The sequence below is a fragment of the Ancylomarina subtilis genome (assembly GCF_004217115.1).
Taxonomy (GTDB): Bacteria; Bacteroidota; Bacteroidia; order Bacteroidales; family Marinifilaceae; genus Ancylomarina; species Ancylomarina subtilis.
In genome coordinates, this window is sequence record NZ_SHKN01000001.1 from 2,138,801 (window position 1) to 2,163,744 (window position 24,944).

General features: G+C 38.3%; 15 protein-coding genes and 1 riboswitch. Of the genes, 5 read left to right on the forward strand and 10 right to left on the reverse strand.

All coding sequences use genetic code 11. The annotated features are described in order from the left end of the window. The first annotated feature begins 93 nt into the window (after window positions 1–93). The 4 genes from EV201_RS08750 to EV201_RS08765 all read left to right on the forward strand — a co-directional run bounded on the left by EV201_RS08750 (window position 94) and on the right by EV201_RS08765 (window position 4,051). A complete protein-coding gene (locus EV201_RS08750) occupies window positions 94–825 on the forward strand; it encodes a polyprenol monophosphomannose synthase (RefSeq protein ID WP_130307204.1) in 732 nt (243 codons plus the stop codon). Between the two features lie 186 nt (window positions 826–1,011). Next, complete coding sequence (locus tag EV201_RS08755; protein WP_130307205.1) at window positions 1,012–2,352, forward strand: dihydroorotase; 1,341 nt, start codon at window positions 1,012–1,014, stop codon at window positions 2,350–2,352. Between the two features lie 94 nt (window positions 2,353–2,446). Then, window positions 2,447–2,947 carry a hypothetical protein gene (locus EV201_RS08760; RefSeq protein WP_130307206.1) on the forward strand — a complete coding sequence of 167 codons (501 nt, stop codon included), beginning with the start codon at window positions 2,447–2,449 and terminating at the stop codon, window positions 2,945–2,947. 159 nt (window positions 2,948–3,106) lie between these two features. Further along, on the forward strand, window positions 3,107–4,051 hold the full coding sequence (locus EV201_RS08765; RefSeq protein ID WP_130307207.1) for a 2-hydroxyacid dehydrogenase: 945 nt from the start codon (window positions 3,107–3,109) through the stop codon (window positions 4,049–4,051). A gap of 76 nt (window positions 4,052–4,127) precedes the next feature. Here EV201_RS08765 and EV201_RS08770 read toward each other — a convergent pair whose 3' ends face one another. The 7 genes from EV201_RS08770 to EV201_RS08800 all read right to left on the reverse strand — a co-directional run bounded on the left by EV201_RS08770 (window position 4,128) and on the right by EV201_RS08800 (window position 15,300). Then, window positions 4,128–4,877: a hypothetical protein gene (locus tag EV201_RS08770; protein WP_130307208.1), complete on the reverse strand. Its 750-nt coding sequence runs from the start codon at window positions 4,875–4,877 to the stop codon at window positions 4,128–4,130. Window positions 4,878–5,599: 722 nt separating this feature from the next. Beyond that, on the reverse strand, window positions 5,600–6,559 hold the full coding sequence (gene metF, locus EV201_RS08775) for a methylenetetrahydrofolate reductase [NAD(P)H] (protein WP_130307209.1): 960 nt from the start codon (window positions 6,557–6,559) through the stop codon (window positions 5,600–5,602). Window positions 6,560–6,646: 87 nt separating this feature from the next. Next, entirely contained in the window at window positions 6,647–10,300 is a 3,654-nt protein-coding gene (metH, locus tag EV201_RS08780) for a methionine synthase (protein ID WP_130307210.1), read from the reverse strand. A 1-nt stretch (window position 10,301) separates the two neighbouring features. Continuing rightward, the gene (locus EV201_RS08785; protein WP_130307211.1) at window positions 10,302–11,609 is read right to left on the reverse strand and encodes an aspartate kinase; all 1,308 of its coding nucleotides are present in this window, start codon (window positions 11,607–11,609) and stop codon (window positions 10,302–10,304) included. Window positions 11,610–11,741: 132 nt separating this feature from the next. Then, window positions 11,742–12,932 (reverse strand): homoserine dehydrogenase, encoded by a 1,191-nt coding sequence (locus EV201_RS08790; RefSeq protein WP_130307212.1) that lies wholly within the window; start codon window positions 12,930–12,932, stop codon window positions 11,742–11,744. Between the two features lie 8 nt (window positions 12,933–12,940). Continuing rightward, window positions 12,941–13,954, reverse strand: a complete 1,014-nt coding sequence (locus tag EV201_RS08795; protein ID WP_130307213.1) for a homoserine O-acetyltransferase family protein — start codon at window positions 13,952–13,954, stop codon at window positions 12,941–12,943. A gap of 38 nt (window positions 13,955–13,992) precedes the next feature. Then, the gene (locus EV201_RS08800) at window positions 13,993–15,300 is read right to left on the reverse strand and encodes an O-acetylhomoserine aminocarboxypropyltransferase/cysteine synthase family protein (RefSeq protein WP_130307214.1); all 1,308 of its coding nucleotides are present in this window, start codon (window positions 15,298–15,300) and stop codon (window positions 13,993–13,995) included. Between the two features lie 443 nt (window positions 15,301–15,743). After that, window positions 15,744–15,850, reverse strand: a riboswitch (SAM riboswitch). 508 nt (window positions 15,851–16,358) lie between these two features. On the opposite strand from EV201_RS08800, the gene EV201_RS08805 reads away from it, so the two are divergent. Further along, window positions 16,359–19,625: a S41 family peptidase gene (locus EV201_RS08805; RefSeq protein ID WP_207224423.1), complete on the forward strand. Its 3,267-nt coding sequence runs from the start codon at window positions 16,359–16,361 to the stop codon at window positions 19,623–19,625. A 125-nt stretch (window positions 19,626–19,750) separates the two neighbouring features. Here the strand turns inward: EV201_RS08805 and EV201_RS08810 are convergent, their stop codons facing one another. From EV201_RS08810 to EV201_RS08820, 3 genes are all read right to left on the reverse strand, one after another. Next, complete coding sequence (locus EV201_RS08810; protein ID WP_130307215.1) at window positions 19,751–20,260, reverse strand: shikimate kinase; 510 nt, start codon at window positions 20,258–20,260, stop codon at window positions 19,751–19,753. 4 nt (window positions 20,261–20,264) lie between these two features. Beyond that, window positions 20,265–22,868: a DNA gyrase/topoisomerase IV subunit A gene (locus EV201_RS08815; protein WP_130307216.1), complete on the reverse strand. Its 2,604-nt coding sequence runs from the start codon at window positions 22,866–22,868 to the stop codon at window positions 20,265–20,267. Between the two features lie 71 nt (window positions 22,869–22,939). Beyond that, the gene (locus EV201_RS08820; RefSeq protein ID WP_130307217.1) at window positions 22,940–24,772 is read right to left on the reverse strand and encodes a DNA topoisomerase IV subunit B; all 1,833 of its coding nucleotides are present in this window, start codon (window positions 24,770–24,772) and stop codon (window positions 22,940–22,942) included. Window positions 24,773–24,944: the final 172 nt, after the last annotated feature.

The window sequence follows — 24,944 nt, forward strand, 5'->3', positions numbered from 1 at the left end:
TTTTTATCTTTTTAACAGGAGCATAGGAGGGCAAATCAAACAGATGTACTATATTCGTGTTCGAAATCAAAATTAACTCTAAATTCTCACTCAGTGACTGATTGCATAGTTATAATTCCAACCTACAACGAAAAAGAAAATATTGAAGCCATTATTAGAAAGGTTTTCTCACTGGACATTGACTTTGACATCCTAATTGTAGAAGATAATTCACCTGACGGAACCGCTGCAATTGTTAAGAATTTACAAAAGGAATTTGATCAGCTACATATTCTTGAACGTAAAGGGAAACTCGGATTGGGGACTGCCTATATCGATGGTTTTAAATGGTGTCTGGAACGCCACTACAACTATGTTTTTGAAATGGATGCCGATTTTTCACACAACCCTGAAGATCTGATTCGTTTGCATGATGCCTGCGCCAATAAAGGAGGCGATTTAGCTATTGGGTCGCGCTACGTTTCGGGAGTTAATGTGGTGAATTGGCCTATGGGACGAGTTTTGATGTCTTATTTCGCTTCAAAGTATGTGAGATTTGTTACGGGGATGAAAGTACATGATGCTACGGCTGGATTTATTTGCTACACCCGAAAAGTATTGGAAACCATCGAACTCAATAAAATTCGCTTCATCGGTTACGCATTCCAAATTGAGATGAAATTTACAACTTGGAAATACGGTTTTAACATTATCGAGGTGCCTATTATTTTTACAGACCGAACTGAAGGGACTTCAAAAATGAGTGGTGGCATCTTTAATGAAGCCGTTTGGGGAGTTGTCAAAATGAAACTTCGTAGCTATTTCAGAAAATACAAACGAGCCTAAAACCTTACGCAATCATTTTTATATAAAATATACAGACTCCTTATAAAGGCTTATTTCTTTTAAGGAGTTTTTCATGCACACGCAATTTTAAACTTAAGCAGCATTCTAAAAATAATTTTAATGGTGATTAAAAGCTTGAAATTCCTTAATTTGCATATTATTAAATCTACACTATAAACAACCAAAATGATAAGTCAACTCATTAAAAATGCCCTAATCGTAAATGAGGGCCAAAAATTCATTGGTAGTGTTCTGATTAAAGATGGATTAATTCATGAAATCTTTACAGGATGCCCTGAGAATATAGAATCCGACTGGCAGGTGATTGATGCCACAGGCAAACTCTTAATTCCTGGTGTCATCGACGATCAGGTTCATTTCCGTGATCCGGGCATGCCACAAAAAGGCGATCTGTTTACAGAATCAAGAGCTGCTGTTGCAGGAGGAACCACCTCGTTTATGGATATGCCTAACGTTAAACCACAAACGTTGAGTCAGGAACTACTTGAAGAGCGCTATAAGTTAGGTGCAGAAAAATCGCTTGCAAACTATTCGTTTTACATGGGAGCTTCTAATACCAATTTGGAGGAAGTGATTAAAACCAACCCAAAGAATGTTTGTGGAATCAAAATTTTTATGGGTTCTTCAACGGGAAATATGCTGGTTGACGATATTGATACCCTATCGCAAATCTTCGAAAAAGCACCTTTGCTTATCGCAACCCATTGTGAGGATAGTCCAACTATTGATGCAAATCTTGAAGCGTACCGTGAAAAGTATGGCGATGATATTCCTATGGATTATCATGGTGAAATTCGCTCAGCTGAGGCCTGTTACAAATCTTCATCAAAAGCCATAGAGTTGGCTAAAAAATATAATACCCGACTTCATATTCTTCACCTATCAAGTGGAATGGAGATGGAATTGTTCGACAATAAAGTTCCTGCAAAGGATAAACGAATTACCTCGGAAGTTTGTGTGCATCACCTAAGATTCAACGATTCGGATTATGCCCAAAGAAAGGCCAGAATTCGTTGGAATCCGGCAATTAAAACAGAAGCTGATCAAAATAAACTTTGGGAAGCCTTACTTGACGATCGTCTGGATGTTATAGCTACAGATCATGCACCACACACCGTTGAAGAAAAAGACGGTAATTATATGCAAGCCGCTGGTGGTGGTCCTTTGGTTCAACACTCATTGGTTGCCATGTTGGAATTTGCCCACAAAGGAAAGATTAGCCTTGAAAAAGTGATTGAGAAGATGTGTCATGCACCTGCCGATGTTTTCCAGGTTGAAAAAAGAGGTTATATCCGTAAAGGTTACTTTGCTGATTTAGTCCTGCTTTCAGAAGAAGAGTGGACAGTTAACAAAGAAAACATCCTTTATAAATGTGCCTGGTCACCTTTCGAGGGCGATCGTTTCCATTACAAAGTCGATCAAACCTTTGTGAATGGTCAGCTTGTTTATAATCAAGGACAAATTAACGAAGAAATTCGAGGCAAACGATTAACTTTTAATCGATAGTATCGACTCTAAATTATTGGCGACAACCATTCATTCTGATTATTGTCGCCAATGTTTTCTTTATCGCATTGCAATAAAACCAAAATCTATCAACATGAAAAAAGCAAACCTATCATTTCTTATGGCACTGTTTGCTTCACTCGTTTTATCATCTTGTGAGTCATCTGGTACCCAAAGCATAAAGAGCCCAACAACAATTCAAGGCCAAACTATTGCAAAACCGATCACTTACGAAGTTCTCGTCAAGAATCCGGATAGCAATGATGAATGGCAAACTGAATGTCTGGAGAATACCGATATAAAACAAATGTCGGGAGATATTATTCATGCTGTATTGACTGGAAAGTTGAAAGCCTACGATTATTTCGACAACCACCTTCTCACCAAGTCTGAAATAAAAGCCATTTTAAAGAAAAATGGCAATCAAAACAATATTGGTAATATTCAGTTTCAAGAAGAATGGTATTGGGATAAAGAAAACGCTCAACTTCAGAAAAAAGTGAAATCACTCATGTTTGGCTACGAAATTTGTGGCGAAAACAATAAAGTTAGAGGATATAGAGCTAGTTTTGTGGTGAATTTGGGTAGAGATTAAGTTGATCAGATGATGCGTTGATTTGTTAATTCAACAACTTCAAGTTGCAGGCATGTTTCTGTATGCAGCAACACCTGTACACATCAGACAGAGAGAACTGATAACAAACAAAATTTCTATATCCCACAAGCTTATTATAACATACAATTGCACACTTAAATGACAAAAAAAGTCCTATTTATAGATTCCACACACCCACGATTACTTGAAATGCTGGAAGAAGCAGGTTTCGACTGCCAATACACACCCGAATTAAGTAAAGACGAAATGTTAGCAATTTTCGATCAATTCGATGGGTTTATCATTCGGAGTAAATTCAAATTAACCAAAGCGGAGCTTGATAAAGCCACACGTCTAAAATTTATCGGTCGTGTGGGAGCTGGTCTCGAGAATATTGATGTGCCTTATGCCGAGAGCAAAGGCATAACCTGCTTTAATGCCCCTGAAGGAAATCGTGATGCAGTGGGCGAACACGCACTTGGCATGCTGCTTTGCCTATTCAACAACCTTTGCAGATGTAATACGGAAGTGGGCATGGGCTTGTGGCGAAGAGAAGAAAATCGTGGCCTTGAGATTAAAGGAAAAACCGTTGGAATCATTGGTTATGGCAATATGGGAGGTGCTTTTGCACAACGCTTGAAAGGCTTTGGCTGTAAAGTGATTGCCTACGACAAATACAAGTTCGATTATTCCGATGAGTTTTGCGAAGAAAAACAATTGCAGGATCTTTTCGACACCTGTGATATTTTAAGTCTGCATATCCCTCAAACCGAAGAAACAATGTTTATGGTGAATGATGAATTCTTAGGCAAGTTCAAAAAACCCTTCTTCCTAATTAACACGGCCCGAGGTAAGATTGTGAAGATATCCGACTTGGTAAAGCATCTTAAAACAGGTCAGGTTCGTGGAGCTTGTCTTGATGTGTTGGAATACGAAAAAACCTCGTTTGAAGATCTGCATGCCAACGAACTGCCTGATGATTTTAAATATCTGATTGATGCCGATAATGTACTTCTCAGCCCCCATGTTGGTGGTTGGACACATGAATCAAACATCAAACTGTCCGAAGTCACGGCTCAAAAGATTATCAATCAGTTTGCCTAAATATTGAATCATAAAAAAGCACCCTCAAACAAAGGGTGCTTTTATGTACAACTACGTACTTAATATTAATTCCAAATCAAACTTCTTCAGGCACAACAACCTGATTTAATTTTTCTTTAATATTATCTCCTTTGTTCGTATTCTCAGTATTGGGTTTACGAACTTGTTTTATAATGTTGCAAAATTTATAAGCATCACATTTTTGTTGATCGGCCTTCATCAACAGCCTTCCAGTTTCTGAAAGATCTTTTAAAAAGCACCACAAAAGCGTATACTCTGTCAGATTATCAGCAACCCGTTGTTTTTTCTCCCTTATCTTTTCTTCCTGAATCAAATTAAGCTTGTAGGCTTTCTGAGTCATTTCAACAAGCTCGGCTCCCAACTTTTCAGTATATCCGCGTTCTTTAAGTGCATTTAGATTATTGGCAATATTTTGCTCAACAACTTTCACCTTCGTACAAACGCCTTCAATATTCCTTTTTCGGATTTCTTTTTTCGCTTGCGTTATGCCAAAATCTGAAGCCTTTATGTTTAGAGAAGCCCCTGCACGCTTTGCATAGGCAGCAATCAAATCTAAAATGGGAATAATCGCATCAACGCAATTGTATAAATCAGCAGTCTTTTTCTTAATCTCAGCCCTTAATGTCGCAGCCTGAGTCAACCCCAAAACCTTCTGAATTTGAGTCTCAACGATCGTTAAGAACTCCCCCTTATACTCCGGAGAAAATTTTTCAAAAGAACTTCGGTCACGCACAAACATCTGCAAGAGTAACGCCCCTACGACAGGCAATTCCTCTTGTCTAAATTTATAAAACGACACCCCCATTTATAATATCTATTTTTTATTATTCTGCATTAAATAAAATCAATAACAACTGACTGTCAACAGCATTCATTAATCATCCTATTTCAGCACGTTAATATACGCCTTAAAAACGAACTCAACGACCACTTTTAGGGCGAAACATAAATCCGACCATTCATTAATTTAGTCCGACTTTTAATTTAAATTCTCCGACAAAGGATTTACATTCTCTGAATTAAATTTTAACTAATACGACAATGAATAAAATAGGTTCTGATATTGATAAAATAATTGCAATGATGTTTCAATAAGTTCCGACCTTAAGTTTCAAACCTCCTCTATTGCTGTTTCGTTCTCATTTTTTGCCTTGTACTTTTGACATTGAGCAAAAAAGCAATTTTTCATGCTTTGTCATTTTGATATTGTGCAAAATATCATTTTTTTAAACTTTGTCCTTTTGACATTAAGCAAAAAATTCATTTTTCAGACTTCGTTATTTTAATATTGAGTAAAAAAGCAATTTTTCAGGTTTTACCTAAATGAGTATGGATAAAAAAACATTTTGTCAAAATTCATCCGTATTAACACGGAGAACAAACCGCAGTTTGACAGCACAGTGCTTGCCAGCCATTTTTTGTGATTTCCACGACAAAAGAACAAGTAATAAATGGCTAAAAAAAACGGGAGTTCTATTTCAACGATTGAAATAGAACTCCCGGGTGAATCTTCAATATAACTTGATTTTAAAAAATGGCTTTGGCGATATCTCTCACACAATTACTAGCCATAAACGAATAAAAATGTAAGGAAGGCACAGCATGTTTTACAAGTTCCTTACTCTGATGAATCGCCCACTCGGTACCCAGAGCCTGAACCTGCTCATTGGTTTTGCATTTCCGAACCTCAGCGGCTAAAGCTTCGGGTATATCAACCTTAAAAACCTGAGGAAGTAAATTGAGTTGACTCAAAGCCGAAATGGGTTTTATGCCCGGAATCAGAGGCACCGTAATACCCGCAGCTCGAATCTTTTTCTCAAATTCGAAAAATTTCTGATTATCGAAAAACATTTGTGTGACAATATATTCAGCGCCAGCATCAACTTTCTTCTTCAAATAATAAATATCAGAATCAAGATTGGGCGCTTCCTCATGCTTCTCGGGATAACCGGCAACACCGTATGAAAAAGGTGTTTCGAATGCTTCGGTATGTGTTCCGTCAAGATATTCCCCTCTGTTCACCTGGTTCACTTGTTCGATAAGATCTATGGCATAATTGTGCCCCGATTCACGAGTCGAAAATTCATGACGTCTGGATGAGTCTCCTCTCAAGAGCAGGAGATCCTGTATATCAAGAAAATTTAAATCAATCAAAGCATTCTCGGTCTCCTCGGGTGTAAAGCCCTGACAGATAACATGCGGAACAACAGTAACTTTATACTTATTTTTAATGGCAGCAGCTACAGCAACTGTTCCCGGACGTTTATTTATCAACAACTTCTGAAAAGTTCCATTCGCCGCCTCAGCAAAAATAACCTCATCGCAATGCGAGGTGATATTGATATATTTTGGATCGAACTCCCTGAGCTTATCAATAGTATTAAATACCTTATAAATGCTATTCCCCTTTCGAGGAGGAAGAAGCTCAAAAGAAAAATGTGTGGTTTTATTTTCGATAGCTTGATTAATGTGATCAATTACTTTCATGTCTAATTTCAAAATATCAGGATGCTTGTATGATTAATGGTTCAAGCATCCTGATGGGTTAATAGTTAAATCAGGATATCACTTTTATTATAACGAATGCAAATATTGCTGAGCTTGTTCTTCTGGCATATTTCGTCGTCGCGCGTAATCTTTAATCTGATCGTCTTGAATTTTACCGATATTAAAATACAGAGCATCAGGATGAGCCAAATAAAGACCACTAACCGTAGCCGTTGGATACATTGCAAAATTTTCGGTGAGCTTTGCTCCAATATTTTCCTCAACCTTTAAGAAATCCCAAAGCACCTGTTTTTCGGAATGTTCGGGTAATGATGGGTAACCAAAAGCGGGACGTATCCCCTGATACTTCTCACGAAGCATCTCTTCAATGGTCAGATCCTCATCAGGCGCATAGCCCCAATCCTGTTTTCGAACTCTATCGTGAAGCAATTCAGTATAAGCCTCGGCCAATCTGTCGGCAAGTATTTTAAGCATGATACTCTTATAATCATCCAGGTCCTCAGCATACTTTGCTAAACTCTCTTCTATCCCCAAACCTGCAGTGGCAACAAATGCACCCACATAATCGATTCGACCCGACTCCAAAGGCGCAATAAAATCGGATAAACACAGGTTACTCAAACCTTTCGGAAATTTTTCCTGCTGTCGCAGATTCGTGAAACGAGTCAACTCGGCACTTCGTTTCTCATCGGCATAAATAACAATATCGTCGCCACATGAATTGGCTGGAAACAAGCCATAAACTGCAGCCGCTTCTATCAAGTTTTTTTCTTCAATCTCATCCAACATCAAATTGGCATCATCGAAAAGCTTTTTAGCTTCATCTTTAAAGTGTACATCTTCCATAATTTCAGGATACATACACTTCAGCTCCCAGGCCACAAAAAAGAAGGTCCAATCGATATACTTACGAATTTCACTCACCGGAAAATGATGCTCGACCTGCAAACCCGTTTTTTTAGCCTTATATATTGGTGCTGTCGACCAATCGATTTGCTCTTTATTAGCCCGCGCTTGTTCTATCGTATAGTATTCCGTTGACTTTTCTTTAGCATAAGCTTCACGTATCAAGTCGTAACGTTTATGAACCTCTTGCAAATAAGCTTCCCGCTTATCTTTATCACACAAGTTCTTAAATACACCGACTGATTTTGAAGCATCACTCACATAGACAACTCCACCTGAATAGTTGGGTTCAATTTTCACAGCGGTATGCAATTCAGAGGTAGTTGCACCACCCACAACCAAAGGAATATTCAAGGATAAGCGTTCCATCTCGCTGGCTACAAAAGCCATTTCTTCCAATGAAGGTGTAATCAATCCACTCAAGCCCATGGCATCAACTTTCTCGTCAATGGCTACTTCCAATATACGAGAACAAGGTACCATAACCCCAAGATCGATGACCTCAAAATTGTTACAACCCAATACTACACTAACAATATTTTTACCGATATCGTGAACATCCCCCTTAACGGTTACCATCAGTATTTTACCTGCATGATTAGCTCCCAGATTCTTTTTCTCTTCTTCGATAAACGGTTGAAGATAAGCCACAGCCTTTTTCATTACCCGGGCCGACTTCACCACCTGAGGCAAAAACATTTTTCCTTCGCCAAACAGATTCCCGACGATATTCATCCCATCCATCAAAGGTCCTTCAATCACCTCAAGCGCTTTGGGATAATTCTGACGAGCTTCCTCAGCATCCACTTCGATATAATCGGTAAGGCCTTTTACCAATGAGTAGGATAATCGCTCCTGACAAGACTTCTCACGCCACACATCTTTCTTAATCTGAGATTTCCCCTCAGATTTCACATTTTCGGCAAATTCAATCAGCTGCTCAGTCGCATCGGGATGACGATTGAGCACAACATCTTCAACTTTTTTCAGAAGTTCAGGTTCAATCTCATCATAAATCTGCAACATCCCTGGGTTAACAATCCCCATATCGAGACCTTCCTTTATCGCATAATAAAGAAAAACAGAATGCATAGCTTCGCGCACCATATTGTTTCCACGGAACGAGAACGACAGATTGCTGATACCACCACTTACTTTCGCGTAAGGTAAATTGGCCTTTATCCATTTAACGGTTTCAATAAAATCGACAGCATAATTGTTATGTTCTTCAATTCCTGTAGCAATTGCCAATACATTCGGGTCGAAAATAATATCCTCAGGAGGGAAATTGACAACTTCGGTTAACAGCTTATAGGCTCTGCTACAAATCTCAATACGCCTCTCGTAAGTATCAGCCTGACCTTTTTCGTCAAATGCCATAATAACTGCAGCCGCACCATAGCGTTTTATCTTTTGTGCATATTTTATAAATTCCTCCTCACCCTCTTTCATTGAGATAGAATTCACCACACATTTACCCTGTACACATTTCAATCCAGCCTCCAACACCGACCATTTTGAAGAGTCGATCATGATGGGCACACGTGAAATTTCAGGTTCAGACACTAACAGATTAAGAAAGGTGACCATTTCGGCTTCAGCATCCAACATGGCATCATCCATATTGACATCAATAATTTGAGCCCCATTTTCAACCTGACTGCGCGCAATAGATAAGGCTTCGTCATATTTCTTCTCGCCAATTAAACGAGCAAACTTTTTAGAGCCAGCCACATTGGTTCGCTCCCCAATATTCACAAAATTCGATAGGGAATTGATTCGTAAAAGTTCCAGCCCACTTAAACGTGTTTCGGGTTCAATCACTGGCAACAGCCTAGGTTTCTCCCCTTTCACCGCTTTTGCCAAGGCTTGAATATGCTCAGGTCTTGTTCCACAACAACCGCCTACAATATTAATCTTCTCTCCTTTCAAAAGAGTCTCAAGATCAGAAGTCATGGTTTCTGCCGTTTCATCATATTCGCCCAATTCATTGGGCAATCCCGCATTGGGATACACACTCACATAAACCGGAATCAATTGATCTAGTTGCTCGATATAAGGTACCAAATCTTTCGCACCAAAAGCACAATTCAAACCCAAACTTAAAAGACGATCAGTTTTCATCGACGTTACAAAAGCCTCAAGGGTTTGCCCTGAAAGTGTTCGACCACTATTATCAGTAATGGTACCGGAAAGCATTATAGGTATATCAAGACCTCGTTCGGTCAGAATTTCATCAGCAGCAAAAACAGCCGCTTTCGCATTCAGCGTATCGAAAATGGTCTCGATCAATAAAAGATCAACCCCACCATCAATCAAACCTCGAATCTGCTCGGTATAAATTTCAACCAAATCATCAAAATTCACATCGCGATACCCCGGATCTTCTACCTTAGGCGACATGGATGCTGTTTTATTTGTAGGACCAATGGCACCAGCAATCCAACGAGGTGTTGAAGCATCTTCTTGCAAAATTTCATTGATGACTTCTCTCGCATTCTTTGCCGCTTCAAAGTTCAATTCGTAAGCCAATTCCTCCAATCCATAATCAATCAGAGATATGGCATTTGAATTAAATGTATTGGTTTCAATAATATGAGCACCCGCTTTTAAGAAATCTCTGTGAATCGATTTTATGATGTTCGGTTTGGTTAGGGTCAACAAATCATTATGTCCTTTTTGGTCAAAAGTTGAATCTGCAAATCGCTCACCCCGGAAATCAGATTCCGATAATTTAAAAGACTGGATCATGGTTCCCATGGCTCCATCCAAAACCAAAATCTGTTCCTTTAATATGTCCTTTATTGCTGTCATCTTATTGTTTTTTTTCTTGTAAACAACAGCAGTCCACCTCTGGAATAGTCTGACTGCCCTGGCTTAAAAATATTGCGGTATTCTTATTTTTTTGCTCAATCAGAATTTGATGTTTTTCTGTAATCTCTGTAATTGTAGCCGGCGTATAATGCCGAACAGTTATCAATTCCAATCCATCGGCACGATGCACTTCATACTTCTCTTTCAAATCTTTAATCAAGTCATTGATAAAACGATTGGTATGATTCACGCAAAACACAAAACTGACAGCCGTATTCTGCGTAAAATTCAATTTAATCCCATATTTATTTATCAGAGAAAATACGAAGAATAAATCATTCTCTCCAATAAAAGAAAAATTATGCGGCTCTATCGTAATCAAAATTTGCTTCTTCTTTACTATAAAGTTAGGCAATAATGGTTGAGGATAATCGCCTTTTGTGATCAAAGTTCCTTTTTGTTCCGGACTAATAAAAGATTTTACTCTCAAAGGAATCGCCTTAGCCTGAAGGGGCTTTATTGTTTTAGGATGAATAACACTTGCGCCATAATATGATAATTCAATCGCTTCCTGATAAGGTATCAGATCCAGTTTCACGGTATCGCTAAAATAATCGGGATCCGCATTCAAGACACCCAAAACATCTTTCCAAATAATCATTTCATTGGCATTCAACAAATAAGCTAAAATGGCAGCGGTATAATCAGACCCTTCACGTCCAAGCGTACAAGTATGTCCCTTAAAATCAGAAGCGATAAACCCCTGCGTGAGGTATAAATTAGTGTCCTCAGCTCTAAATTGAGATTTTACCTTCTTTTCAGAACTCTCCCAGGAAATATTGGCATCGCGGTATTTATCATCGGCATCCAAACAGCTTCTGATATCAATCCACTGGTTCTTTTGTCCAACCGAATTCAAGTAAGCAGACACAATTCGTGTTGATAACAGCTCACCATAGGCAATCAATTGATCGTATTCAAAATTGAAAGGCTGTGTAAAAGGCTGTGAGATTCTGGCTTCCATTTCTGAAAAAAGAGTCTGTATTTCAGCCAACAATTTCTTTGGAAAGTCATCGAACAAATCAAGAATCAAGGTCAGATGATTTTGTTTTAATTCCTCCAATAAATCCTTTGCATTTGCTTTCTCTGCGTAATGAGCATCAATGATCTCTTCCAGCAAGTTGGTCGTTTGTCCAATTGCCGAAACAACAACGGTTAAAGATCCTTCCGCCTCTCCTATTATCTTTCTGACATTTTTTATGGCAGATGCATCTTTTACAGATACGCCCCCAAACTTATATATGATCATGCTGTTTGTTAATTTTTGATTTTGTGAATAGGAGAATAAGTCAATGAATCACAAAGGAAAAAGCATCCTGTTTATGCGTTCCTTCTCTCTTTTTAATTTGATTTTCCTCCTGATCTCATATATTCGAATTGACTACTCATCACCCAAATAAGCAAGAAACAGATCCTTATCAACCAATTGATCTTTAATTTTAATCAGATTTAAAAGATTGATATGACCTATAACATAGTTGAAATCTTTACCTGTTAACGACTCTGAAATATCAGTGAATTCGAATAAATCGAGATCTTCTTTTTTCGTGTATCTCAAATAAATCTGAACTGGCATATCATTGGTATATTCCAAACCACCATAATACTTCAGCTTTTTGTATTCGTATTTGTAGTTATACGCAAGAGCCGTCACATCAGAAAGCACTGCCGATCCTGTTGGATGTGATCCGGCACCTTTCCCATACATAAACTGATTGTCGTAGAAATTCCCTTGAATCAACACGCCATTATAATGATCTTCAACTGTGTAAGCATGCTCAGCAGGTTTCACAAACTTGGGGGCAATCAATAGATTCACATGCTTCCCATTCACTTTTGTGACCTTACCCAGCAAACGAATTTTATACCCCTTTTGAGAAGCTAACTGAATATCCTGGGCTGATAATCGGGATATCCCAATATTAAAAACCTGATCGGGATGAACAAACAAACCAAAACCATGAACAGTTAGAATAATCAACTTATAGAGCGTATCGAAACCTTCCACATCCGAAGTTGGATCGCTTTCGGCAAAACCCAACTCCTGAGCTTGCTTTAAGGCAACACCATAATCCAGATTTTCATTGAAAATCTTACTTAGAATATAATTCGACGAACCATTCAAAATACCACTAACCGATTGCAACAAATCGTTATCGTAGTACTCTTCCAGATTACGAATAATTGGAATACTGCCACAAGCCGATGCCTCATAAAGAAAAGAAACCTTATGCTCCCACTGTAACTGAATCAACTCTTCGATATGATGAGCCAACATTTTTTTATTTGCAGAAACCACATGTTTGCCATTTTTTAAAGCCGTTTTCACAATACGATAGGCATCATCTGCATCATCTATCAATTCTGCAACAACATTAATTTCAGGATCGTTCAGAATATCATCCGGATTCAAAGTCACAAATTCGGGTGGCAAATCACGTTCCTTAGTCGGATCCTTCACACAAACTTTTACAATTGAGGCATCTAGCCCCTTGGAATTTTTTAAAACATGAGCCAAGCCAGACCCCACAACGCCATAACCAAACACGCCAATTTTTAATTTTTTACTCATTACACTGTTTATTTATAAAATGATTGAATAACTCTTGTTAATTGTTTTTGCTCCAGTAAAAACCCATCGTGTCCATAAAGCGAACCAATCTCAGCATACTGCGCTCTTGGCATATTTTGAGCAATAAATTTTTGTTCTGCTACAGGAAATAAGAGATCTGATTCAACACCAATAACCAGAGTCTTGACCTGAATCTGACTTAAAGCTTTTTCCGGAGAGATTCTTCCCCGACCAATATTATGCCCATCCATAATTTTGGACAGTCCCCAATACGAATAGGCATTAAAACGATTCGCCAATTTCAATCCCTGATAATTTTGATAAGAGCTGGCCTTAAAATCATCCTGTTTATCAGGATCCGTTTCACTTTGCGTATCCTGATAGGTTTGATAATTTCGGTAACTCAACAAAGCGATAGAACGAGCTGTTTTCATACCTTCCAAACCTGCCTCGTCAGTTGAATCCTTCCATGTTGGATCAACAGCAATTGCCATTCGTTGTGATTCATTAAAAGCAATTCCCCATGGCGAATGCCAGGCATTACTGGCAAGAAAAATCAAATGATCGAGATTGCTATTCAGATTATATGCCCATTCCAAAGCCTGCATCCCACCTAAAGAACTTCCAATTAAAGTGTTAATTCGTTCAATTCCCAACTCCAATCTTAATACCTCATGAGCGGCAACTAAATCACGAACGGTCAAATTTGGGAACTCATGATAATACGGTTTCCCCGTCTTCTCATATACACTTAATGGCCCTGTACTACCATAACATGAACCCAAAATATTAGCACAAACTATAAAGTGCTCTTTGGGATTGAAATAATCATCCTCCCCAAATAAACCCGACCACCAATCGAAAACATCTGAATTAGCCGTGAGCGCATGGCACACCCACACAACGTTATTCTTTTGTGGATCGAACTCACCATAAGTGTGATAAGCAATGGTCAAATCATGGAGTAGTTGTCCGGACTCCAGAATTAAACCTTCTTTATGTTTGTAATATTTTGGATTCACGATATTCTATTTTTGTGTTGTTGTCTTATATTTCACGATTACTTCTGTCTTGCCTTTATATAAGCTTGCTCCAAATCCGATTTGATATCTTCGATATGTTCAATTCCCACCGAAATTCTCAACAAACCCGGTTCCACTCCCGACTCTTTTTGTTCTTCCAAACTCAGCTGTTCATGTGTCGTTGAACTTGGATGAATAATCAAACTTTTAGCATCTCCCAAATTGGCAACATGCGAAAGCAACTCAACTCCATCAACCACTTTATCAGCAATCGCTTTGCCCCCCTTGACTTTAAAAGTCAAAACAGAACCCGCTCCTTTTTTAAAATATTTCTTCGCTTTTTCGTAGTAAGGACTCGATGGCAAGCCTGGATAATTCACATTTTCTACCCAATCCTGTTCTTCCAACCATTTAGCTAAGGCTACAGTATTTTCCACATGTCGATCCAAACGTAAGGATAAAGTCTCCAGACCCTGAAGCAGTAAAAATGAATTGAAAGGGCTCTGACTGCAACCGTAATCTCTTAAGCCCTCAACACGTGCACGAATTGCGAAAGCAATATTTCCCAAAGGACCGTCCGAGCCGAAAACATCCCAAAAAACAAGCCCATGATACCCTTCAGATGGCTCACTAAATTGAGGGAATTTCCCATTACCCCAATTGTAATTGCCACCGTCAACAATAACGCCTCCCACTGCAGTTCCATGTCCGCAAATCCACTTGGTAGCAGACTGGACAACCACATTCGCACCATGCTCAATTGGTCGGAATAAGTAACCTCCTGCACCAAGCGTATTATCCACAATCAGTGGTAAATCATATTTTTTTGCAATTGCTGAAACCTGCTCAAAATCCGGGATTGAAAATTTTGGATTAGGTAAAGCTTCAACATAAATGGCTTTCGTTTTCTCATCGATTAAAGGCACAATTGTTTCAGGCTGATCGATATCAACGAAACGACATTCAATACCAAGACGTTTAAACTGGACTTTGAATTGATTATAGGTTCCACCATAAATTTGAGCAGCACTCACAAAATTGTCTCCTGCTTCCAAAATATTGGTTAAAGCCAAAAACTGAGCCGCTTGCCCTGAGCCGGTTGCAACAGCTGCAACACCCCCTTCCAGGACAGCAATTCGCTTCTCAAAAACATCGTTGGTTGGGTTCTGCAAACGGGTGTAAATATTCCCGAATTCTTTCAATCCAAACAGATTGGCAGCATGCTCAGAATTATTAAACGTATAAGCTGTGGTTTGATACAATGGAACCGCTCTCGAGTTTGTTACGGCATCAACTTCCTGACCTGCGTGTACTTGTAATGTTTCGTATCTTAAATTTTTAGACATAGCTATCTTGTTTTTAGGACAGTATATTCCCGTTAAGAAATATCACTTTCCAATTATTTTTTATGAAATAAAAATGAATAGGTGAGTTCTTGAATTCGAACTCATATTGTCACAAACACATTAAAAGTCTGATGTACAAAGAACACAGGATGATTTAATCCTTTGGTAATGGCTTGTACAATTTCCCGTGCTCTGATCAAAAAATCAGACACAATGAAATATTAAAAAAAACAAATAATGAATTTGAGTTCCCTTATCGGAGTTATTTTATACGCACCGGCATCTAAAAAAGGGGAAATTTTATAGACAGAATGCGTTACAGCATACGCATCATCATTTGCATACGCATCATTTGAGTCGATGCACTAAAGATTTGCAAATGTAAGTTTAGCTCATGTTGAGCTACCTGATTGATGTTTTGATTTTCTGTCTTCATAGTTCCTAATTTATATTCACCAATTACTTGGTCAGGATTTGACACCTTTCGGTTTTGGAGCCGCGGTTGTCAGAAGGTCTCAGAGCCTGTTCTCTCACTTCTTCTGTATAAATTATCACCTCAAAAAAAGAGGTTTCTTTGCTTATAACTGTTGGCAAATGTAAAGATGTTTTTTTATTTTCCAAATCCACACCCCACTTTTTCCATCTAAATAACAAATCAAAAGATTACACAACCCCCTTATTTTAAAGGCTCTCAGGAAATAAATTATTTTTAAAACATTTTTCAAGTCTTTGATTTAGACCTTTTGGAAATCACACACAGTTATACAACTGTATCATCAATTCATCATTCTTGAATCAAAATATCACATTATCACCAACAATCTACATAACAATATTTTTAAAATTATATTTAGTTTCAAACAGCTCCATTCAAGAGTACGAAATCGTACACTCTTTGTTCGTCTGCGAACAAATAAAACAAAAGAACAAAACACCTACACACTGATTTTATGCCATATAAGAATTCCGGCATGATATATGATAAGAAACGTGATGTGCATTTTATCTCAGATAAGATAAACGCTTTTGACTCTATTACTAAATTAACAAACTGAGACATGATAAAAAAGCTATTCTTCATTACAACTTTCTTAGTTGCTTTAGCCAAAAGTCTTTTGGGGGCAGAAACGCCAACCTGGCTTCGCTATCCTGCAATTTCACCTGATGGAACAACACTAGTGTTTCAATATAAGGGAGATATCTTCAAAGTCGATGCAAATGGTGGGATGGCTACAGCCTTAACATCTAACTCAGCATATGATACTCAGCCCGTTTGGTCTCCTGATGGTAAGACGATTGCATTTGCATCAGACCGCTTTGGAAACTTTGATATTTTCACGATTCCTACTAAAGGTGGAAGTCCGAAACGAATCACTTTCCATTCGGGTAATGAAAAACCAAGTAGCTTTACACCAGATGGCAAATTCATCTTATTCTCCGGATTGATTAGTGATACGCCTGAAAATGCGATGTTTCCTTCAGGAGGTGTTCCTGAACTATACAGCATTTCAGTAAACGGTGGTCGTGAAAATCAAATTCTAACTTCTCCTGCTTTATTTGCAAACTACAATTCAGATCAAAGCTTACTTGTCTATCAAGATCAAAAAGGCTATGAAAACCAATGGAGAAAACATCACACATCTGCCGTAACACGCGACATTTGGATTTACGATGTGACAAACAAAAAACACACGAAATTCTCCTCATTCAAAGGTGAAGACTTGAACCCAATATTCAGCCCGGACAATAAGTCTATCTATTATCTTTCTGAAAAAAGTGGTAGCATGAACATTTGGAAAGCACCTGTAGATAAAGCAAGCAATTTAACACAGATTACTCAGTTTGAAAAACATCCCGTTCGTTTTATTAGTATCTCAAAAAATAACACACTTGCCTACTCCTACAACGGTGATATTTACACTCAAATAGACGGAGAAAAAGCACAAAAGGTTAATATTACAATTAATACCGACATCAAGGAAAATCCAATCAGTTTCAAACGCATGAGAAGCGGTGCTGAAGAGATGACAGTTTCTCCTGATGGAAAAGAAGTCGCTTTTATTATTCGCGGTGAGGTTTTTGTGACTTCGGTTGAATATGGCACGACCAAAAGAATCACCAATACGCCTGAGCAAGAGCGTGGTGTTAGCTTCAGCCCTGATGGTAAAGCTTTATTGTATGCATCAGAAAGAAATGGAAGCTGGAACCTATACCAAACCAAAGTAGTTCGTGATGTAGAAACCAACTTTGCAAACTCAACACTATTGAAAGAAGAGGTGATTCTTGAGTCAACACCTGAAACTTTCCAAGCCAAATTTTCTCCAGATGGAAAAGAAGTGGCTTTTCTTGAGGAGCGTGTTACCCTAAGAGTCATCAATCTTAAGAGTAAAAAAATCCGCACCATCCTCGATGGCAAATGGAACTATTCATACAGCGATGGCGATCAGCACTACGACTGGTCTCCTGACGGAAAATGGTTTTTAGTTAATTTCTACCCACATACCCTATTCATGTCGGATGTAGCTCTGGTAGATGCCCAAGGGAATGGAACCATCAAAAACCTGACTGAAAGTGGTTATTCTGACAACTCAGCCAGATGGTCGCTTAAAGGTAAAGCTATGATTTGGTTCACTGATAAACGTGGTTACAGAAGTCACGGTAGTTGGGGATCACAGAATGATGTGTATGCACAATTCTTTACACAAGAAGCATTCGATGACTTCAAACTTTCAAAAGAAGAACGTCAGATAAAAGAAGAAGTTGAGAAAGAAGCGAAAAAGAAAAAAGAAGAAGCTGAAAATAAGGACGCAGATAAAAAGAAAGATAAAAAAGACAAGAAGAAAAAATCAGACAAAAAAGATGAAAAGAAGAAAGAAGACCTAAAAATCGAATTTTCAGGCCTCGAAGATCGTCAGGTTTGTTTGACTATAAATCCTTCGAAACTTTCAGATGCCATTCTAACCCCTGATGGTAAAAAACTATTCTACCTAAGCAAGTTCGAAGGCGGATACGACCTTTGGGTAAATGACTTAGTAGAACATGAAACAAAAAAAGTACTGTCCCTAAATGGTGGTGGCGGTGCAATGCAATTTGACAAGGAAGCGAAAAATCTCTTCTTAATGTCAGGACGTAGTATTATTAAGGTTGATGTTGCAAGCAATAAGCGTAAAGATATCAGTTATAATGCAGAAATGTATTTGGATAAAGCTGCTGAGCGTGACTATATGTTTGAGCATGTGTGGCGTCAAATGAAAAAGAAATTCTACGACCCTCAATTACACCATGTGGATTGGGATTTTTACAAATCAGAATACAAGCGTTTTCTTCCCCACATCAACAACAATTACGATTATGCGGAAATGCTAAGCGAATTGCTAGGTGAACTAAATGCCTCTCATACCGGATCAGGCTACCGCCCTAGTTCTAAAAATGGAGACAAGACAGCAAACCTGGGAGCTTTCTTTGACTGGGACTACAAAGGCGATGGTTTAAGAGTTGCCGAAGTATTGGAAAAAGGACCTTTGGATAAAGCAGATTCTAAAATTAAACCAGGTGTCATCATCGAAAAAATTGACGGCGTTAGTTTGAATAAAAACACAAGTTATTACCCTCTACTAAACCACAAAGCGGGTAAGCATGTTCTATTAAGTCTTTATAATCCTACAAATAAAAAACGCTGGGACGAGACGGTTAAGCCTGTTTCAAGAATTGGTGACCTGTTATACGAACGTTGGGTTAAAGAGAACCAAAAGAAGTGCGATAAGCTTTCAAATGGTAAAATTGGCTACGTTCATGTACAAGGAATGAACTCGGCAAGTTTCCGTAAAGTTTATTCTGAAATGTTAGGTAAATATGGAACTCGTGATGCCATTATCGTTGACACACGTTTCAACGGTGGCGGTTGGTTACACGATGATCTGATTACCTTATTAAGCGGTAAGGAATATGCAAAATTCAGTCCTCGTGATCAAATATTCGGTTCAGACCCAATGTCGAAATGGAAAAAACCATCTGCAGTACTTATCAACGAAGGAAACTACTCTGATGCCTGCGCTTTCCCATTTGCTTACCAATACCTTAAAATAGGGAAACTAATCGGAATGCCGGTTCCAGGTACGATGACGGCAGTTTGGTGGGAAACTCTTCAGGATGAGAGTCTTTATTTCGGAATGCCACAAGTTGGTATTAAAGATATGAAAGGCGACTATATTGAGAATCACCAAATAGAACCAGATATTAAGGTTAAGAACGATTTCGAAATGGTAACTCAAGGTAAAGATCAACAACTTGAAGCAGCGGTTAAACACCTTCTTGAAAATTTATAAGATAGTTTGTTATAAACCTCATCTCTCTTTTCAGGAAGATGAGGTCCTTTAAAATGAGAACGGTTAATAAAAAAGAATGGCTAGTCAATACGACTAGCCATTTTGATATAATTGAATTTCATTTTTTATCTAAACAATTGTTTCAAATCTTCCAGATTTAAACCATCGACATTAACACTTAAGTGTGCCTGCTGATAAAAAGGTAACCTCTCTTCAAGATGGTTCGCAATATAGTCTTCCAGCTCATTTTCAGGAATAGTTTGCACAATAGGGCGTACACTACTCGATTTTAAAATATTCTGCTTTAGAACTGCGGGCGATGCCATTAAAAACAAAGTTTCCCCCATAGCATTCATACGATCCATATTATTCTGGAAACAAGGGGTTCCCCCTCCTGTTGAAATTACGGCTGGCATCTTCAAAGCTGACAAAGACTCCAGAGCCAATCGCTCTCGTTCACGAAAAGTTGTTTCTCCCGATTGTTCAAATATCTCGGGAATACTTAGTCCTTCTCTCTTCTCAATAAGCTCATCTAAATCGATAAAATCATAAGCTAGAGAATCTGCTATTGCTTTACCCCAGAATGACTTTCCGCAGCCCATATAACCAATTAGAAAAATATGCTTACTTACCATAGCTTTAATCTTCAACAACTAAATCTACTTCGGCCTTTACAGTCTCTTCATCTACTATGTCATCAGTATCAGCAACATCTTCGCGAATTAATGGCTCAACTTCCTTAATCTTAGCAACCTCATAAGTGGTTAAACGCTTACCTCTTGCCTTGTACGATTTTACTGCAATAAAATCTTCTGCATCAACTCTTTCTACGGGTCTGTCAATCTGAGCTCCTCCAAATTTAATTTCAAATTGAGGGTATGTTTCATCGGAAAGACAAATGAGTTTACTCGCTTTATTATCGCCAATAAAACTTTGAATCTTAGCACTACCATCCATGGTAAAACGCTTCAGATAGTAATAACCCTGATCAGCATCAAAGAAAACAGCTGTCCATACCTTATTTGAATCAAATTTCTCAATAATACTAATCTGATCAGAATAATGATTACTTAAGTCGAAACTACTCAGATAAAAAGTGTTATCCCGAAGCACAACCAATATTTGATCTTCGCCAATAAACTCGCCAATATAATCTCCTCGTTTTTCGGTATTCAGACGCAACACATCTGGATCAAACCAAATTTTACGTCCTCCTAAGGTAGATATCCCTTCTTGTTTCAAACTGATTTTTTGGATAGGTGTACGACTTAAAATATTCCCCATTGAAGCACGCCCTTTAATCAAAAGATCAGCAAAGTTATATTCAAAATTCAGCTTCTTAATACGACCTTGAGGTTTTAGAAGAACACGAATAATTTCAGCTTCGCCATTCGGGTTAGCACTAAAATAAGTAATTCTTGATCCTGGCGTTTCTTTAGTCAAATTATATTCTTTGTCACGAGTTAAGCCCGTCACATTAAAACGTTTTGCATATGAAACTCCAGCCTTTCCATCACGGTAGACTACATTATAGATGGTTCGTTTATCATTTTTACGGAAAACCGCTATATGTATTATGTTTTGTCCAATAAACAATTTCTCCGCCACCTTGGTTATGAAGTAAGTTCCATCCTTACGGAAGATAATCACATCATCGATGTCAGAACAATCGCATACATATTCATCTTTTTTAAGACCAGTTCCCAAAAAGCCTTCAGCGTAATTCACGTATAATTTTTCGTTAGCAACCACAACCTTACTGGCTACAATACTATCGAAGTTTCTGATCTCTGTCTTTCGCTCTTTCCCTTTTCCGTACTTCTTCTTAATCGATTGGAAGTATCGAATAGTGAAAGGTATAATATTGGCAATATGAACTTTAATCTCCTCAATCTCGTCTTCAATCGACTTGATAAAGTCAGTTGCCTTATTGATATCGTATTTTGAAATACGCTTGATTTTAATTTCAGTTAATCGAACAATATCCTCCTGAGTCACCTCACGCATCAAATGTTTAGTGTGCGGTTTTAAACCGACATCAATCGTTTCAACAACCGATTCCCAGGTTTCACATTCTTCAATATCTCTATAGATACGATTCTCTATAAAAATTCTCTCTAAAGATGCATAATGCCAGGCCTCTTCAAGTTCTGCCTTTCGGATCTCAAGTTCCAGTTTTAACAGCTCAACTGTTTTATCAGCAGAACGCTTCAGAATTTCCTGAACGCCAATAAACTTAGGAACATCGTCCTCAACTATACAAGCATTAGGCGAAATTGAATATTCACAATCGGTAAATGCGTAAAGCGCATCGATGGTTTTATCAGAGGAAATACCATTGGCTAGATGAATTAAAATTTCGACATCAGCCGCCGTATTATCGTCAATTTTCTTAATCTTAATTTTCCCCTTTTCATTCGCTTTAATAATCGAATCAATCAGGGTAGAGGTTGTTTTCCCAAATGGGATTTCAACAATCTTGAGCGTTTTATTATCAACTTTCTCTATGCGTGCTCTAACCTTAACTGCTCCACCACGCAAACCATCATTGTATCGACTAACGTCAACCATTCCGGCTGTTGGGAAATCCGGATATAATTCAAATTCTTCTCCCTTAAGATAGGCAATACATGCAGCTAAAAGTTCATGGAAATTATGGGGTAAAATTTTTGATGCCAAACCAACGGCAATCCCCTCTACTCCTTGAGCCAAAAGCAACGGGAATTTTACGGGTAAAGTAATTGGCTCCTTATTCCGACCATCGTAAGATTGTTTCCAATTAGTCGTTTTAGGATTAAAAAGCACCTCCAAAGCAAACTTTGACAATCGAGCCTCAATATAACGGGGAGCGGCAGCAGAGTCGCCCGTAAGAATATTTCCCCAGTTTCCCTGCATATCAATTAGCAAGTCTTTCTGCCCCAACTGTACCAAAGCATCACCAATTGAAGCATCACCATGAGGGTGATACTGCATGGTGTGACCGATGATATTAGCAACCTTATTGTATCTGCCATCATCCAGCTTTTTCATCGCGTGTAGAATCCTACGCTGAACAGGTTTTAAACCATCATTCACATATGGAACCGCACGTTCAAGAATCACATATGATGCATAATCTAAAAACCAATTCTGATACATCCCCGATAAATAATTCACATTTCGCAATGCTTCGGAGCTTTGCTCTTCAATTTGCTCGTCTCTTTCTTCGGGGGTTTCCAATCCTTCAGTCTCTTCGATACTCATGTTCTGCAGGCTTATATTATTTTGAACCGTATAATTAGTTCCTTATTCTTAATTCTTTATCAATAACTCAATTACAATTCGTCTCTTTCCACATGAAGATTCTCGATAATAAATTCTTGTCTATCCTGTGTATTCTTACCCATATAAAAAGAAAGCATCTCTGAAACAGATTCCTCTTTCTTCATTAAAACAGGCTCTAAACGAATATCCTTGCCAATAAAATATTTAAACTCGTCAGGAGAAATTTCACCCAAACCCTTAAATCGTGTAATCTCCGGATTAACACCCAGGAGTTTTATGGCTCTATTCTTCTCCTCCTCAGAATAACAATATTTTGTTGTTTTCTTATTTCGAACTCGAAACAGTGGCGTTTGTAAAATATACAGGTGACCACTTCTCACCACATCGGGGAAAAACTGAAGAAAGAAAGTGATCAGCAACAAACGAATGTGCATCCCATCGACATCGGCATCGGTCGCGATTATCACATTGTTATAGCGCAATCCTTCCAAACCATCCTCAATATTTAATGCGGCCTGTAACAGATTAAATTCTTCATTTTCATAGACAATTTTCTTGGTTAAACCATAAGTATTTAATGGTTTCCCTTTCAAGCTAAATACAGCCTGTGTGTTTACAGATCTGGATTTTGTTATCGATCCACTTGCCGAGTCACCCTCGGTAATAAAAATACTTGTCTCTGATTTATTTTCGTGAGTCGAATTAAAATGAACACGACAGTCACGAAGTTTCTTATTATGGAGATTTGCTTTCTTTGCTCGCTCTTTGGCAATTTTCTTAATCCCGGATATGGCTTTACGCTCCTTCTCTGACTCGAGAATTTTTCTATAAATTGAATCCGCAACTTCTGGATTCTTATGCAGATAATTATCCAGATTTGACGTCACAAAATCCATAATGAAATTTCGCACTGAAGGCCCTTCAGGACCAATATCCTTAGATCCCAGCTTGGTCTTGGTTTGCGATTCGAAAACAGGCTCCTGCACCTTAATACTAATCGCTGCGATAATGGAGGTTCTGATATCCGATGTATCGAAATCCTTTTTATAGAAATCACGCACAGCTTTTACCACCGCTTCGCGGAAAGCCGCCAAGTGTGTACCGCCCTGCGTGGTATGCTGACCGTTAACAAATGAATAATATTCCTCGCCATACTGATGCCCATGAGTCATTGCCAATTCGATATCTTCTCCCTTAAGATGAATGACTTCGTAGAGGCTTTTCCCATTCATATTCTCATGCAACAAATCAAGAAGTCCGTTTTTAGACAAGAACTTCTTACCATTGAAATAAATCGAAAGACCCGCATTCAGATAAACGTAGTTCTTAAGCATGCTCTCGATATATTCACTTATAAAACGGTAATTCGAAAACATTTCCTGATCAGGATGAAAGGTAATTCGAACCCCATTTTTCTCTTCGCTTGGCTGAATCTCTTCTTCGCTAACCAACTCGCCCCTAGAAAAAGAAGCCTTTTTCATCTCGCCTTCGCGATAAGATTCAACTATAAATACATTTGAAAGAGCATTCACTGCTTTAATACCAACACCATTCAGACCAACCGATTTTTTAAATACCGCAGAATCATACTTGGCTCCGGTATTCATTTTCGACGTTACATCAATAACCTTACCTAAAGGAATGCCTCGACCAAAATCACGGATACTAACAGTTCTATCGGTAATATCAACATGAATCGATTTACCAACCCCCATCGCGAATTCATCGATAGAATTGTCGATAACCTCCTTAATCAAAATATAAATACCATCGTCATGAGAAGAACCATCACCTAATTTTCCGATATACATACCCGGACGTTTACGAATGTGTTCTTTCCAATCGAGTGTTCTAATTGAATCTTCTGAATATTTAGCAGTCATATAATGAAGCGCTCAAAAAATGTTAACAATAAAAGGCCTTTACTAACATAAGAACCTTGGCGATGAAATCTAGGTGTGAAAAGTGAATCAGCTTAAAACAATAACCTACACTTCAATCTGGCAGACTTGGGAGCATATCTTCTCCCCTATGTGATTTTTAAAGTCAAAATAA

Bases quoted from the DNA above. Each gene is read 5' to 3' on its own strand.
- EV201_RS08755 (WP_130307205.1), top strand. From the start codon at position 1,012: ATGATAAGTCAACTCATTAAAAATGCCCTAATCGTAAATGAGGGCCAA.
- EV201_RS08760 (WP_130307206.1), top strand. From the start codon at position 2,447: ATGAAAAAAGCAAACCTATCATTTCTTATGGCACTGTTTGCTTCACTC.
- EV201_RS08765 (WP_130307207.1), top strand. From the start codon at position 3,107: ATGACAAAAAAAGTCCTATTTATAGATTCCACACACCCACGATTACTT.
- EV201_RS08770 (WP_130307208.1), bottom strand. From the start codon at position 4,877: ATGGGGGTGTCGTTTTATAAATTTAGACAAGAGGAATTGCCTGTCGTA.
- metF (WP_130307209.1), bottom strand. From the start codon at position 6,559: ATGAAAGTAATTGATCACATTAATCAAGCTATCGAAAATAAAACCACA.
- metH (WP_130307210.1), bottom strand. From the start codon at position 10,300: ATGACAGCAATAAAGGACATATTAAAGGAACAGATTTTGGTTTTGGAT.
- EV201_RS08785 (WP_130307211.1), bottom strand. From the start codon at position 11,609: ATGATCATATATAAGTTTGGGGGCGTATCTGTAAAAGATGCATCTGCC.
- EV201_RS08790 (WP_130307212.1), bottom strand. From the start codon at position 12,932: ATGAGTAAAAAATTAAAAATTGGCGTGTTTGGTTATGGCGTTGTGGGG.
- EV201_RS08800 (WP_130307214.1), bottom strand. From the start codon at position 15,300: ATGTCTAAAAATTTAAGATACGAAACATTACAAGTACACGCAGGTCAG.
- EV201_RS08805 (WP_207224423.1), top strand. From the start codon at position 16,359: ATGATAAAAAAGCTATTCTTCATTACAACTTTCTTAGTTGCTTTAGCC.
- EV201_RS08810 (WP_130307215.1), bottom strand. From the start codon at position 20,260: ATGGTAAGTAAGCATATTTTTCTAATTGGTTATATGGGCTGCGGAAAG.
- EV201_RS08815 (WP_130307216.1), bottom strand. From the start codon at position 22,868: ATGAGTATCGAAGAGACTGAAGGATTGGAAACCCCCGAAGAAAGAGAC.
- EV201_RS08820 (WP_130307217.1), bottom strand. From the start codon at position 24,772: ATGACTGCTAAATATTCAGAAGATTCAATTAGAACACTCGATTGGAAA.